This is a genomic window from Anaeromicrobium sp. (assembly GCF_025210435.1).
Classification (GTDB): domain Bacteria; phylum Bacillota; class Clostridia; order Peptostreptococcales; family Thermotaleaceae; genus Anaeromicrobium.
Genome location: NZ_JAOART010000018.1, coordinates 14,520 through 28,571, shown reverse-complemented (window position 1 = coordinate 28,571; position 14,052 = coordinate 14,520). Strand labels below are relative to the sequence as shown.

The window sequence follows — 14,052 nt, the reverse complement described above, 5'->3', positions numbered from 1 at the left end:
AAGGAAAATTTGTTTAATCTTATCAAATACAACTTTTACTCAAGATCATATGTAATCATATTACCTCTCCCTTATAATAAAGGCACTCGTCCTTTAAGGGGCATTCCTCACAAAGGGGCCTTCTAGCTTTACATATTCTTCTTCCTAAAAAAATTATCCTGTGGTGGGTATCTGTCCAAAGATTTTTAGGTATATTTTTCATAAGATCCTTTTCCGTTTCATCTACATTTTTTCCATTAGCTAAACCGATTCTATTAGATACTCTAAACACATGGGTGTCTACAGCAAAGGCTGGCTTATTGTATGCATTACTAATTACCACATTTGCAGTTTTTCTTCCCACACCTGGTAGCTTCATAAGTTCATCCCTTTCATCTGGCACTAGGGAATCATAATTTTCTATTAAGAGCTTACATGTTCCCAATATATTCTTAGACTTTGTAGAATAAAAACCACAACTTCGTATTTTGTTTTCCAACTCCCCTTGACTTAATTCTAATATTTTCTCAGGAGTATTATACTCCTTATAAAGCTCACTAGTAACCTTATTCACCCTCACATCTGTACACTGGGCCGCCAATATGGTAGATATTAACAATTCAAAGGGAGAATTGTAAACAAGTTCACATTCTGCATTTGGATATAATTTTTCTAATTTATTTAAAACAATGTTCATGTCTTTTTTAGATAGTTTTTTCTTCACTGATTCTTCACCCTTTCTACATAAATTTATCAATTCTAATCCTTACCTGAAATAGGCACACATAAAGCTACATGCCAATTGATAGATCTATATAGATTTCGTAACACTAAGCTCTCTTTATACAGTAAGTTGCCTATAAGGGAAACTATTGAAAATTTTTGGAACCCTGGAACGTCACAACATCCTATGCTACTTGAGCATGACACATAAACCTATCTACGGAGATTCACACTTTCGCTTGTGACAAGGACTTGGGTGGAAAAGATTTTCAATAGTTTCCTGAAATAGGCTCACATAAAGCAAGTTTATACACCAGAAATCTATAATTATCTATAGTGTTTCCCTATTGCAACTAATAATTTCTACTCTTCCATCATTCTCTATAAACTCGACTACCTTATCTATCATCTGTAGAGCATGCCTTGTATTAGTGCTAACACAAACTACTCCCACCTCAGCCCTTCTCCATAAATCATTTAAGCCCACTTCTCCTATGGAAACATTAAATCTAGACTTAATCCTTCCTATTATACTCTTTAATATTTGCCTTTTCTCCTTTAAGGAATTCACTTCATATATTAAAAGTTCCATATTACAACTTCCTATTACCACTAACAATCACCTCTACTTAATAATACCTCAAAATAGTACAGCTTAAACTAAAATATTTTCTTGATATGAAGGATTTAGAAATATATAATATTTATGTAGACATTTCTGACCAGCTGGTCAGTTTTAAAAATGGGGGTATTTTATGAATAAAAGGTATTTAATTTTAATTATGGTTTGTATCCTGTCCCTCTCAATGGTAGGTTGTTCTAAGGAAAAAAGTGCAAATGCCACATCTGAGGCTCCAATTAATGTGGAGACCAGTTTAGTGGCTCCCAATAGTTTCACATTGCAAACAGCTTTGTCAGGAAAAATAAGTGCCATAGACGAAGCAGATATTTCATCTAAAGTAGGTGGCGTTGTACAACATGTGAATGTGGAAATTGGAGATTTTGTAAAAGAGGGAAATATATTAATATCTTTAGAAAAAACAGATTTTAAAACAGCTTTAGAAGAGGCGCAGGCTTCTTATAGTATGGCTTTAGCAAGCTATAACAACACTTTAGAAAAAATAAAGGTGGCTAAAGCAAACTATAAACGTATGAATGAATTATATTCACAAGGTGCCCTGTCTAAAAGGGAATTAGAAGAAGCAGAACTAGCATCCTCTGACACAAATTTAGAATTAGCTAAAGCAAAACTTCTTCAAAGCCAAGCCACTTTAACTAAAGTTCAAAATTCTTATTCAGATTCTAACATTACAGCTCCCATCTCAGGTTTCATTACATCCGTTAATGTTAGCAAGGGGGAAAGTATATCACCTTCCATCCCTGTAGTTTCCATATCCAATATAGATCCTGTTAAGGTAGAAACTTCCGTATCAGGCTATTTAGTTAACAAACTACACAAGGGAGACTTAGTAGATGTATTTATCAAATCAGTAGATACAAAACCCTTTAAGGGAACTATACATGCCATATCACCTGCTCCAAGGAAGGATAATTTAACTTATCCTATTCAGATTACAATAGAAAATAAAGATTCCTTGGTAAAGCCAGGTATGTTTGCAGAAATAGTCGTATCATCTGACAAAAAGGAAAATATTTTAACCATTCCATCTCAAGCTGTAGTTATAAAAGATGGCAAATCTGTAGTATTTGTAATTAAAGATAATAGAGCTCATATGAAAGACATAGAAGTTGGTTTAGACAATGGTACTTTAGTTGAAATTATCCATGGTCTTAGTGAAAATGAAGAAGTAGTTATGAAAGGACAAAACTATCTAGAAGATGGAAATCAAGTAAAAGTTATTAAATAGGGGTGAGGTTTTATGAATTTATCTAAAATAAGTGTTAAAAGACCTGTTACCACGCTAATGTTCATGTTTATAGCCATCTTATTAGGTACCGTTTCTTTAACAATGCTTCCCGTAGACTTATATCCAGATATGGATATTCCCGTAGCCATAGTATCCATAGATTATAAAGGCGTTGGACCTGAGGAAATAGAAACACTTATCACCAAGCCGGTGGAGCAATCTGTAGCTACTGTTAGTAATTTAAAGGAAGTATCATCCTATACAAAAGAAGGAAATTCCTTAGTAGTAGCTGAGTTTGAATATAATACAGACATGGATATGGCAGCCCTTGAGATGAGGGAAAAGGTTGATTTAATAAAGGGAATTCTACCCGACGGGGCATCTACTCCCTTAGTATTAAAAATCGATCCAAATTCCCAGCCAATTATTGAAATGGGAATTAATGGAGATATGGAAATGAGCAAACTTCAAACTCTAGTGGAAGATGAAATAGTATCACACTTTGAAAGAATAGACGGGGTAGCTTCTGTTGATTTAAGGGGTAAAGTAGAAAAGGAAATTAAAATAATAATAGATCAAGAAAAGTTATCAGGTTTTGGATTAACTTTAGATGACATAAAAAATATATTGATGGCTGAAAATTTAAACTTGCCAGGTGGTAAGATAAAAAAAGGAGAAAAGGAACTTATTGCAAGAACTACAGGGGAGTTTCAATCTGTAGATAATATAAAAGATATTCCTATCCTATTAAAAAGTGGAGAAAATATATTCCTTTCTGATATGGCTTATGTAACTTTAGGCTACAAGGATAAGGAAAGTATAACAAGGGTAAACAACAAAGGATCCATAGGAATTAGCATAAAAAAGCAATCTACAGCCAACACAGTACAGGTTGCAAAAAAAGTATTACAAACCGTATCAAATGTAAGAGATACATATACTAATTTAACTATTACAGTGGGAATGGATCAATCAGAGTTTATAAATAAGTCCATAGACAATGTATCTAAAACAGCCCTAGCAGGCGGATCTTTAGCTGTTATAGTACTCTTTTTATTCTTAAGAAACTTACGATCTACCTTCGTAATAGGTATATCCATACCCGTATCCATAATATCCACCTTTGCCCTAATGTATTTTGGAGATTTAAGTATAAACTTAATTTCACTAGGTGGTTTAGCATTAGGTATAGGTATGCTTGTGGATAACTCAATTGTTGTACTAGAAAGTATCTATAGAAAAAGGGAAGAAGGCCTTTCTAGAATTGATTCGGCCATAGTAGGTGCTAAAGAAGTTGCCATGGCAGTATTTGCTTCTACAGCCACTACTATAGCAGTTTTTTTACCCATAGTATTTGTAGAAGGTTTTACTTCCATACTATTTAAACAATTATCTTTCACTGTAACTTTTTCACTTTTATCATCCTTAGTAATATCCCTAACAATAGTACCCATGCTTAGTTCTAAGATATTAAAGGTTGGAGAAGTTAAAAAAAGGAGACATACGGGTATATCCATAGGTCACATATTAGACCTTTTTACTAAACTGATAGATACCTTATTAAAAATTTACAATAAAATATTAAATTTTGCACTAAATCATAGAAAAACTATAGTTTTATCAGGAGTGACCATATTAGTAGTATCCCTTTTCCTAGTTGGAATGGTAGGTGGAGAATTCTTCCCTAAGGAAGATGAAGGTTCCCTGTCTATAGAAATAGAACTTCCCTTTGGAACCACTTTAGAGGAAGCTGATAAGGTAGTTACCCATGTGGAGAATATAGTAGATCATATTCCAGAGAAGGACATTATCACTTCTACCGTTGCAGGTAGTCCTAATATGACCTTTAGTTCTTCTAATAAATCTAGCGTATCTATAAAACTTGTGGATTCTAAGGATAGAGAAAGGGAAACTAAGGATGTAGTATATGATATTAGAAAAAAGCTATCCAATATTCCAGGAGCTAAAATCACTGTAACAGAATCCTCTTCAATGAAAGGGGGAGGGCCAGCTTCTTATCCTATAGAGTTAAGAATTAAGGGTGATGACATAAATGTCTTAAGAAATATTGGTGATGAGGTAGAACAAATAGTTAAGAGTATCCCTGGTACATCTGATGTTAAATTAGATACGGAAGATGGTGAACCAGAAGTAAGATTAGTAATTGATAGAAAAAGGGCAGCCTTTTATGGTATTACCGCATCTCAATTAGCTACTACACTAAAGGGTTCCATAGATGGTCTAAAGGCTACTACCTTTAAATCTAATGGTGAAGAAATAGACATTAACTTATACATTAACGATACCTTTAAATCATCTATTGAAAATATGAAACAAATACTAATAAAGTCTCCAAAGGGAGAAAATGTACCTATTGGACAAATAGCCCATTTAGAGTATTCTAATGCTCCCACTCAAATAAAAAGATTTAACCAAATTAGAACTGTAACCGTATCTTCCCAATTAAAGGGACGTGATTTGAAATCTGTAACGAAAGATATTGAAGAAAAATTAGATAGTTATAACTTCCCATCTGGCTACAGGTATGACTTTACTGGCGAGGAAGAAGATAGGTCAGAAGCTTTCAAAAGCTTATTTATGGCTTTACTTTTATCCATAGTATTAATATATATGATTTTAGCATCTCAATTTGAATCATTGCTACATCCATTTACTGTTATGCTATCCGTTCCCTTTGCTTTGTCTGGTAGTTTCATTGGTCTCTTTGTTACAAATAGACCCCTATCCGTACCAGCATTCATAGGAATCATAATGTTAGCTGGTATAGTAGTTAACAATGCCATAGTCTTAGTAGACTATATTAATCAATTACGTGATAGAGATATGAGTAGAAAAGATGCCATAATAGAAGCTGGTAACACAAGATTTAGGCCTATCATTATGACTACTTTAACTACAGTACTAGGATTAATTCCCCTAGCACTAGGAATAGGAGAAGGTGGTCAAACTCAAGCTCCTATGGCAACAGTTGTAGTTTGTGGGTTAACCCTATCCACCCTACTTACATTGGTATTTATACCTGTTGTCTATACTTTATTTGATGACCTATATATTAAAATAAAGAGAATCCTCTTTAGGCATATTCAAAAAATAAATTAGTCATTTCACTGGTTATTTGGATTATTTTCTTCGTTATGGAATCCCTTACATATGTCTAATATGCTCGCTCACCATGCCTTGAAAATAATCCAAATTCCTCAGAGACCTGGCTAATTTATTTTTTTCACATGCCTTAGAAAAAGAACAATCTCTAATTAAGGGAGGGTTATATGAAGAAATTAAACTTAAAAAAAGAGGCCATAATAAATTCAGCAATAGAGCTTTTTTCAAAGGACGGGTTTCACAATACAAAGGTGGTAGATATTTCAAACCATGCTAAGGTTGGTAAGGGAACCATATATGAATACTTTAAAAATAAAGAAGAACTTTATATGGAATCTATTAAATATGTATTTGAACTCTATGAAACTCATCTTAAGGAAGCCATAGACGAGGAGAAATCACCCTTAGAAAAATTAAAGAAATATCTTTATATTTCAGATGAACTTACAAAGAAATATGGCTCTATAGTTTTTGCTCTCATGAAGGATATTCGTTCTAATGGTATGTCCATGTTTGATACATTAATAGAATATGAAAATAAGGATTCACAATTAGTAATGGAAATCTTCCAAGATGGTATGAATGAAAATATCTTTAAAGATATTTGCCCAATGATAGCTACTAACGCCTTTATTGGTTCCATTAGATTTCATATGAGCAATAAATATATTAGACCTAAGGGACATATAGAAGAAAATGATTTAGAATATCTTTTTAACATGTTATTATATGGAATAGTAAATGAGTAGGTTACCCTACTCATTTACTTATTTTCACATGTATAACTTTATAGTATATATTTCTATCTGTTTCCAACCCTATTACTTTTTTTCCTTCTCTTATAATTAATAAGATTGCTTTTCACTTCTTTAACAATTTGTTCAAAGGATAGGTCTGTTAATATTTCCATACCTTCTTCTATGGTTTTTATTGGATATATATGAAATAATCCATCCTTTACTGCCCTTATGACTTCATCATCTAATACAAGATCTATAATATTTTGTTCTGGAATTATAACTCCATGTTCTCCCGTTAGACCATGCTCCTTGCATAAACTAAAGAATCCTTCAATTTTCTGGGTCACACCACCTACTGGTTGTATCTCCCCCCTTTGGTTTATGGAACCTGTAACGGCAATGGATTGTTTTAAAGGAACCTTGCCTAGGCTAGACAATATGCCATATAATTCAGTACTAGATGCACTATCTCCGTCTATACCTCCATAATTTTGCTCAAAACATACTTTTGCAGTTACCTCTAAAGGGTCATATTTGCCAAATTTCTCATTTAAATATCCTTCCAAAATCATAATTCCCTTATTGTGTATGTTCCCACTCATATCAGCTTCTCGCTCTATGTTTATGACTCCGCAACTGCCCGAATAAGTAGTCACCGTTATTACAGATGGCTTTCCAAAGGAATGGTCTCCTAGGTCTATAACTGATAAACCATTTATTTTACCTATCTTTTTACCCCTTATATCTATTAATATTCTTCCTAAAGTATACATTTCATTAGCTCTTTCCTCTATTTTTCCATTTCTATAGGACTTTTCTTTAAATGCCTTTTCCACATGCTTAGAACTAATATGTTTTTCTCCTTCGTACTCTGCCCAAGCACTAGCTTCGATTATTAACTCCATAAGTTTATCAAACTCTGTAGTTAACTTCTTTTGATTGCCAGTGATTTTATGACTATACTCTAGTATCTTTGCCACACCCCTATTATTAATTTTTTTCAGATTTGTTTTTTCACAATATTCATATATAAATTTTGCCATTCTCATTTGATTTCCTAAATTAGCATCCATATTTAAATCGAAATCTACCTTTATTTTAAAGTACTTTTCAAATTCCTCATCGTAATTATAAAGTAGATAATATACATAGGGACTACCTATTATTATTATTTTTAAATCCATTTTTATATCTTCTGGTTTTAAAGAGACTATATCAAAAAGACCTAGCTGATTTTTTAAGCTTTCAATGGTAAGCTTTTTAGTCTTTAAAACCCTTTTTATAGTATTCCAAGATTGAACATTACTAAGAAGATCATTTGCCTGTAGTATTAAATAACCTCCATTAGCCCTGTGAATATCTCCAGCCTTTATCATGGTAAAATCCGTTTTCAAAGTTCCCTGTTCATTTTCATATTCTATTTTACCTACTAAATTACTATAGTTAGGATTCTCAACTACCACCACAGGAGCTCCTATTTCTTTACTATTGTCTACACATACGTTTACCTCATATCTTTTTAATATATTAATTTGATTGACTATATCTTCCTCTTGTTCTCCACCATCAAACTCATAAATATTTTTTGAAATATCCACCTGAACTAACCCAAGATATTTTTCTATCTTATCATATTCATTATATTTATCTTTCATATGATTAATAAGAGGAGATACTATACTTTTAACTATTTCATCATCTAACTCCATTATTTTGTCTTTAGCTTCATTCTCTAATACCTTTATTTTCTTTACACATTCAATTGCCTCTAGCTCAACTTCTACAGCCTTTCTCTCTATTTGTTTCTTTTTTTCATCTTCCAGCTTTTCATACTCTTCATCATCTATGGGCTTTCCATCAACTAAGGGTCTTAAGGTAAATCCTTTAGTGCTATTCTTTAGCAAAAATCCATTTTCCAAGCAGTACTCTTTTAAATATTCCATTAAAGAGTCACCCTTATTTTGGTAAACTTTTATTATTTCAGTTTTTTCCTTTTCATATTCTCCTTTGCTAAAAGCCCTATTTACCTTTTCTATAATATCCTCTAACAATTCTTTCATATCATCTTTAAACATATTTCCCATTCCAGGTGGCATACTTATGGACATAGGTGAAAAAGGATCTTCGAAATTATATACATAACACCAATCATCGGCTACATTCTCTGTTTTAGCATAATTTTCAACTATTTTCTTCACATATGTTTTCCTACCAGTTCCTACATTTCCCATTACAAATATATTATATTTAGGATTTCTAACCTTAAGGCCAAATTCCATTGATCTTACTACCCTTTCTTGGCCTATAATATCTAAATCCATATCTAAATTACCTATTTTACTATATTGAAAATGTTCGGGGTTATATGTTTTCTTTAATTTGTTGTAACTTAATTCTTTGTATCCCATAAAAATCCCCCTTGTAGTATAAAGACTTTTAATCCATATTATTCAAGTTCCTTGTCTTTTTCTACATAAAATTTCCTTTTAACCTTTTAATTTTTCTCTTCTATTAAATTAATATATGCTAAAATAAGTTTGGAGGTGAAAAAATGATTAAAATAGTTGTTCCAGGAAAGCCCATTAGTAAATCTAATTTTAAACTTAAAAACGTTCATGGTCATTTTTGGATGCCTAAGTCAGGTAAGCATAGTAAATATGTTGCCTATGAAAATACAATTGCAGGTCATATAAATAAGCAATACTCAGGGCCTACCCTAGAAGGAAACATAATAACTATCCTAAACTTATATTTTTCAGATAGAAGAATGGGAGATATACACAATTACCCTAAAAGTATTTGTGATGGTATAGAAAAAAGTGGAATAATATTGAATGATAAACAACTAAAACCAGTTTTAATATTTGACCACATAGACAAGGAAAATCCACGAATAGAAATAGAATTGTATGAAAAGGATAAATATGATATTTCCTATGAAATAAAGAAAAAGTAAAAGGGTAGACAATTTAATTTTCGTCTACCCTTTTATATTCAGCCAAGTAATTTCATCCCTATTCTTTCTATTTTATCTATAGTTGTTCTAACAAATGTTGACAATCCAAATTACTAGGATATGATAATAGTAAATTGACAATCTAATATAGTATTTTTATAGGAGGATTAAAATGATTAGAAGAGAAGAAATTATTAACATTATCTCTAGTAAAAAAGAATTCACTAATTTTACAGGAGGAGTAGATGACATTAATATAATGCAAATCGAGAACTCTTTAAATGTCACTCTATCAGAAAGTTATAAGTGGTTTATTAAAAATTATGGATATATATTAACAATGGGCATTGAAATTTATGGAGTCTCAAAAGGGAAAATTCCCTCTTGTATAAAGGCAACTGAAAAATATAGGAAAATTGGATTGCCAGAAAAATTAGTTGTAATTGAGAGTTCTGGAGAATTCGTGTATTGTTTAGATACAGGACATATGAAGGATGGGGATTGCTCTATAGTCTTATGGAATAGGATTGAAGGTATAGAAGAAAAATATGAAAATTTCTATCATTTTTTTTACGATAGGCTACAAGACGCATTGGATAATTGGGATGAGTTTTAGTAATTAAGATATTCATATAAAACCATTAAATATAGTCAAATATGAGGTTGTTAAGTCTGAAATATATTCCAAATATAAAAGAAATAGAATATAAATTATGCAGATTGGGATTTAATATTTAATCAGCTATCAGTAATATATGAATGAAGATTTACGTAATATATTTCATAGTATTAGAGATAGCTTAATATTTCAAATCACTCTTACGAATATATTTATTATGTTTGCTGGTGATGTATAGCAATAATTTGGCATTCATGGCATATCTCAAAATAAAGTGTCCCATCTGCATATTCATCAATTGTATTCCAGTGTATTTGTGCAAAATACTTCATGATTTTATTACATTTTGGACAATTGAGATATTGAAAATCCTGTATCCATTCAGCCATACCACCAATAGTGTTTATTTCATCTGTAATGCCATAATATTTACTGACTGGTTTATGACTCAGGGTTAATCTATTTGTAGTCATTTTTTTCACGTCATCATGTGTAAGCATATTCTCTTCCTTAGATTCCATATTTAATAGATGACTTTCACCATTTAGCTCATATTTACAAAAAATTGCTTCTTCGTAATATATGCAATTGGGACAAATTGTCACTTTCACTATACCTTCTAAGTTTAGAAACTTAAGTTTTTCATCACTACCATCAATTGTCAATATATCAAGTAAATCACATCCGCAACTTGGGCAATGTCCACCATTCATCTCCCCAACTAGGATAGGATATTGTTTTCGTTCCCCTGTTACAAATGTACGACATTCCTCGTAGATAAGTGCCTCTTTATTACCATCTTCCCTAAATGCCCAGCCACCATTATGGGCATACACACTAGGATCCACATATAATTCTTTTCTCCAAGGTAAAGGATTAGCTTGGAGTTCTTTAAAAACTTGTTGCACATAATCATCGCCAATCATAGCAAGACAGCAAAGTAAATGACTTGCCTCTAAGCTATTATCCGTAGTCAATAATTTATGAATTAGTGTGTCACGGGTTTTTTCACTGGCATCCTTGTAAACGATACTTTGTAAAAAAATATTCTGTTCTAAACAAGCTTCAGCTATATAAGACGTATTGATGTTCCTAATAGAAATAAGACTCATTAGTAGTTCTTCTACTTGGTCAAAATTACCTTCTCTTATTTCATTTATGATGATTTGTATTTTTTGTTGTACTACTTCATGACTTAACATGGAAATTTCTAATCTTCTCTCATTTATTTTACAATAATAACACAGTCCCTCAAAATACTTTTCCCTGCCACATTTAGTACAAGGGATTATCATTCTACTCATACTATCACTCCTTGTCATAATCATGCCACCGTATACCCCATGAACATGAGAATTAAATTTTAAAAAACTAAGTATTTATTTCTTCCTTTGAAGTATCATTTCTAAAACACTATACATACGAAAACCATAACATTTTTGTAATATATTGTCAAAACATAATGTAAAAGGATAGATGAAAAATCATCTATCCCTCTACATTTTATCTACTATTTTTTTAAATCCTTCAATAACTTTATTTCTCTCTCATATCCTTCCAATTCATTTGGGGTTTCCAGTAATAATGGAATATTTTTCAACTTAGGATGATTAATAAGGTTAATAATTCCATCTAATCCTATAGTTCCTTCTCCTATACATTCATGCCTATCCTTGTTACTATTAAAGGGCATCTTACTATCATTTAAGTGGATAGCCTTTAATTTATCCAATCCTAATATTTCATCAAACTTTTCTAATACTCCATCTAAATCATTTACTATATCATATCCTGCCGAGTATATATGGCATGTGTCTAATACTACTCCAAACTTTTGGGGATACTTAGTTCCATCTATGATTCTTTTTAATTCTTCAAATGACCTTCCCACTTCAGTACCTTTTCCAGCCATGGCTTCTAATAGGATAGTAGTAGTATGTTCTTCTTTTACCACATCATTTAATATTTCTAATATTAACTCTATCCCCTTATCTACCCCCTGACCCGTATGGCTACCAGGGTGGAAATTATATAGGCTACATGGTAATTGTTCTAATCTTTCTAGATCATCTGTAAATATCATCTTTGCAAATTCTCTAGTTTCTTCCTTTTGTGAACACATATTTAAAGTATATGGAGCATGGGCCAGCAATGGCCCAAAATCATTTTCCTCCATTATCTTTTTTAATCCTTCTATATCCTTTAAATCTAATTTTCTAGCTTTACCACCCCTAGGGTTTCTAGTGAAAAACTGAAAGGTATTAGCTCCTATTTCTAAAGCAACCTTCCCCATATTTTTAAATCCCTTAGAAGTGGATAAATGACATCCTATGTACATATTCTTCTCCTTTTTCCCACTGTATATTATTCTCTAAAACAACTTCCTCCTACAAATTCCTTCAGGATTGAAGTTTGAGGTATTACTTCTTCCCTTTCTATTGATAAGAAGTAGTGTAAGAATTTAAGAAGTCTCTTAGCTTCCACAAATTCTTTATCCTCCTTAGTTATTTCTTTAAGTAGTGGTTCTGCATATTTTTTAAGTACTGCCAATTCGTAAAATAGGGCTGAATTAAACATCACATCTGCTTCTTCTTGATATGGGAATATATTTCTCTTTTCTCCCCTTCTTACAGATTTCCAAAGACCTAAGGTAGTTTTAGCAGAGTGTCCCCTATATTTAGAATCCCTAACTATTCTTCTAATAAGCCTTGTATCCGTTGTAGGAATCCTATTGTGTCCATCTATATTTAATTGTGTTAGGGCACTAATATATATTTTAAATTTCTTATCATCTGAAATTGCCTCTGTTAATTTGTTGTTAAGGCCATGGATACCTTCTATTATTATTATTTGGTCATCATCTATTTGTAAAAACTTACCTCTATATTCCCTTTTTCCCGTTTTAAAATTGAAGGTAGGTATTTCTACCCTTTCTCCCTTTACAAGTTTATTTAAGTGTTCATTAAACAATTTCAAATCTACGGCCTCTACAGCCTCAAAATCGTACTCTCCATTTTCATCAATAGGTGTATCTTCCCTATTAACAAAATAATCGTCTACAGATAATTCTATAGGTCTTAATCCATTTACCTTAAGTTGAATAGATAACTTTTTAGCAAAGGTAGTTTTCCCCGACGAGGAAGGCCCTGCTATAAGGACTATCCTTTTATTTTGTTCCTTTATCATATCCGCTATTTCCACAGTTTTCTTTTCATGTAGTCCTTCTGCCACCCTTATTAATTCAGGATAGGTGTTATCTTTTATATGGGCATTTAAATTTGCTATATAAGCAACTTCTAATATTTCTCCCCATTTTTCCGATTCTCTAAATATATTTGAAAGCTTCTTTTGTTCCTTAAACTCAGGAATTTCATTTGGATTTTCCTTCTCTGGATAGCTTATTATTACCCCTGGTTCATAAAATTTTAGTTGGAAATTTTTCAAATAAGAAGTATTAGGCACCATATATCCATAGAAATAATCTTGTAACCAACCACAGGTATATATATTTAACTCAGTCCTATCTTGGAACTCAAATAATTTGATTTTTGACTCCATTCCAAGGTTTTTAAATATATCCTTAGCCTTATTAAGGGATACACGATCCTTTTTAATTGGCACACCTTCATCTACTATCTCTTTCATTCTCTTTTCTATTCTTAAAACATCATTTTCAGTAATAGATCTTTTATAGTGAATCTCACAGTATAATCCCTTACTCAGTGAATGTTCTACACTTATCCTTGCTCCTGACAAAATTTCTTTAGCAGCCCTTATAAATACAAAGGATAAACTTCTTCTATATATTCTATAACCATCAGAATCTGTCAAATCTAATAATTTTAGTTCACAGGATTCTTTTAATCTATAGTTTAATTCCCTAAGTTCATTTCCTATTTTAGCTACCACTATTACAGATTCTTTTTCTGGTTTTATTTTTTCTATAATATCTAATATTTCAGTTCCCTTATTTACTTCTATCACTTTTCCCTCATATTCAACATTAATCCTTTTATTGTCAGTCATTTATACATCCCCCACTTT

The 14,052-nt window shown here is 31.8% G+C and carries 11 protein-coding genes; 5 read left to right on the top strand and 6 right to left on the bottom strand.

The genetic code is table 11. The annotated features are described in order from the left end of the window. Positions 1-55: 55 nt before the first annotated feature. Positions 56-703 carry an endonuclease III gene (nth, locus tag N4A57_RS01865; protein WP_293655724.1) on the bottom strand — a complete coding sequence of 216 codons (648 nt, stop codon included), beginning with the start codon at positions 701-703 and terminating at the stop codon, positions 56-58. A gap of 330 nt (positions 704-1,033) precedes the next feature. After that, positions 1,034-1,315: a DUF503 domain-containing protein gene (locus N4A57_RS01860; RefSeq protein WP_293655723.1), complete on the bottom strand. Its 282-nt coding sequence runs from the start codon at positions 1,313-1,315 to the stop codon at positions 1,034-1,036. Positions 1,316-1,457: 142 nt separating this feature from the next. Between N4A57_RS01860 and N4A57_RS01855 the strand changes: the two genes are divergently transcribed. The 3 genes from N4A57_RS01855 (at position 1,458) to N4A57_RS01845 (ending at position 6,442) form a co-directional block, all read left to right on the top strand. After that, positions 1,458-2,570 (top strand): efflux RND transporter periplasmic adaptor subunit, encoded by a 1,113-nt coding sequence (locus N4A57_RS01855; RefSeq protein ID WP_293655722.1) that lies wholly within the window; start codon positions 1,458-1,460, stop codon positions 2,568-2,570. 12 nt (positions 2,571-2,582) lie between these two features. Beyond that, positions 2,583-5,690, top strand: a complete 3,108-nt coding sequence (locus tag N4A57_RS01850) for an efflux RND transporter permease subunit (RefSeq protein ID WP_293655721.1) — start codon at positions 2,583-2,585, stop codon at positions 5,688-5,690. 170 nt (positions 5,691-5,860) lie between these two features. Then, the gene (locus tag N4A57_RS01845) at positions 5,861-6,442 is read left to right on the top strand and encodes a TetR/AcrR family transcriptional regulator (RefSeq protein WP_293655719.1); all 582 of its coding nucleotides are present in this window, start codon (positions 5,861-5,863) and stop codon (positions 6,440-6,442) included. Between the two features lie 53 nt (positions 6,443-6,495). Here N4A57_RS01845 and N4A57_RS01840 read toward each other — a convergent pair whose 3' ends face one another. Beyond that, entirely contained in the window at positions 6,496-8,841 is a 2,346-nt protein-coding gene (locus tag N4A57_RS01840) for a Lon protease family protein (protein ID WP_293655717.1), read from the bottom strand. A gap of 143 nt (positions 8,842-8,984) precedes the next feature. Here N4A57_RS01840 and N4A57_RS01835 point away from each other — a divergent pair, with 143 nt between their 5' ends. After that, on the top strand, positions 8,985-9,389 hold the full coding sequence (locus N4A57_RS01835; RefSeq protein WP_293655715.1) for a RusA family crossover junction endodeoxyribonuclease: 405 nt from the start codon (positions 8,985-8,987) through the stop codon (positions 9,387-9,389). A 172-nt stretch (positions 9,390-9,561) separates the two neighbouring features. Next, on the top strand, positions 9,562-10,005 hold the full coding sequence (locus N4A57_RS01830; protein ID WP_293655713.1) for an SMI1/KNR4 family protein: 444 nt from the start codon (positions 9,562-9,564) through the stop codon (positions 10,003-10,005). Between the two features lie 218 nt (positions 10,006-10,223). Here the strand turns inward: N4A57_RS01830 and N4A57_RS01825 are convergent, their stop codons facing one another. From N4A57_RS01825 to N4A57_RS01815, 3 genes are all read right to left on the bottom strand, one after another. Then, positions 10,224-11,312: a hypothetical protein gene (locus N4A57_RS01825; RefSeq protein ID WP_293655711.1), complete on the bottom strand. Its 1,089-nt coding sequence runs from the start codon at positions 11,310-11,312 to the stop codon at positions 10,224-10,226. Positions 11,313-11,518: 206 nt separating this feature from the next. Beyond that, complete coding sequence (locus N4A57_RS01820; protein WP_293655710.1) at positions 11,519-12,346, bottom strand: deoxyribonuclease IV; 828 nt, start codon at positions 12,344-12,346, stop codon at positions 11,519-11,521. A gap of 26 nt (positions 12,347-12,372) precedes the next feature. Then, complete coding sequence (locus N4A57_RS01815) at positions 12,373-14,034, bottom strand: nucleoside kinase (RefSeq protein WP_293655708.1); 1,662 nt, start codon at positions 14,032-14,034, stop codon at positions 12,373-12,375. Positions 14,035-14,052: the final 18 nt, after the last annotated feature.

What these genes read in the sequence shown, in the direction of transcription:
- N4A57_RS01850 (WP_293655721.1), top strand. Translation starts at nt 2,583, where the DNA reads ATGAATTTATCTAAAATAAGTGTTAAAAGACCTGTTACCACGCTAATG.
- N4A57_RS01845 (WP_293655719.1), top strand. Translation starts at nt 5,861, where the DNA reads ATGAAGAAATTAAACTTAAAAAAAGAGGCCATAATAAATTCAGCAATA.
- N4A57_RS01835 (WP_293655715.1), top strand. Translation starts at nt 8,985, where the DNA reads ATGATTAAAATAGTTGTTCCAGGAAAGCCCATTAGTAAATCTAATTTT.
- N4A57_RS01825 (WP_293655711.1), bottom strand. Translation starts at nt 11,312, where the DNA reads ATGAGTAGAATGATAATCCCTTGTACTAAATGTGGCAGGGAAAAGTAT.
- N4A57_RS01820 (WP_293655710.1), bottom strand. Translation starts at nt 12,346, where the DNA reads ATGTACATAGGATGTCATTTATCCACTTCTAAGGGATTTAAAAATATG.
- N4A57_RS01840 (WP_293655717.1), bottom strand. Translation starts at nt 8,841, where the DNA reads ATGGGATACAAAGAATTAAGTTACAACAAATTAAAGAAAACATATAAC.
- N4A57_RS01815 (WP_293655708.1), bottom strand. Translation starts at nt 14,034, where the DNA reads ATGACTGACAATAAAAGGATTAATGTTGAATATGAGGGAAAAGTGATA.
- N4A57_RS01855 (WP_293655722.1), top strand. Translation starts at nt 1,458, where the DNA reads ATGAATAAAAGGTATTTAATTTTAATTATGGTTTGTATCCTGTCCCTC.
- N4A57_RS01830 (WP_293655713.1), top strand. Translation starts at nt 9,562, where the DNA reads ATGATTAGAAGAGAAGAAATTATTAACATTATCTCTAGTAAAAAAGAA.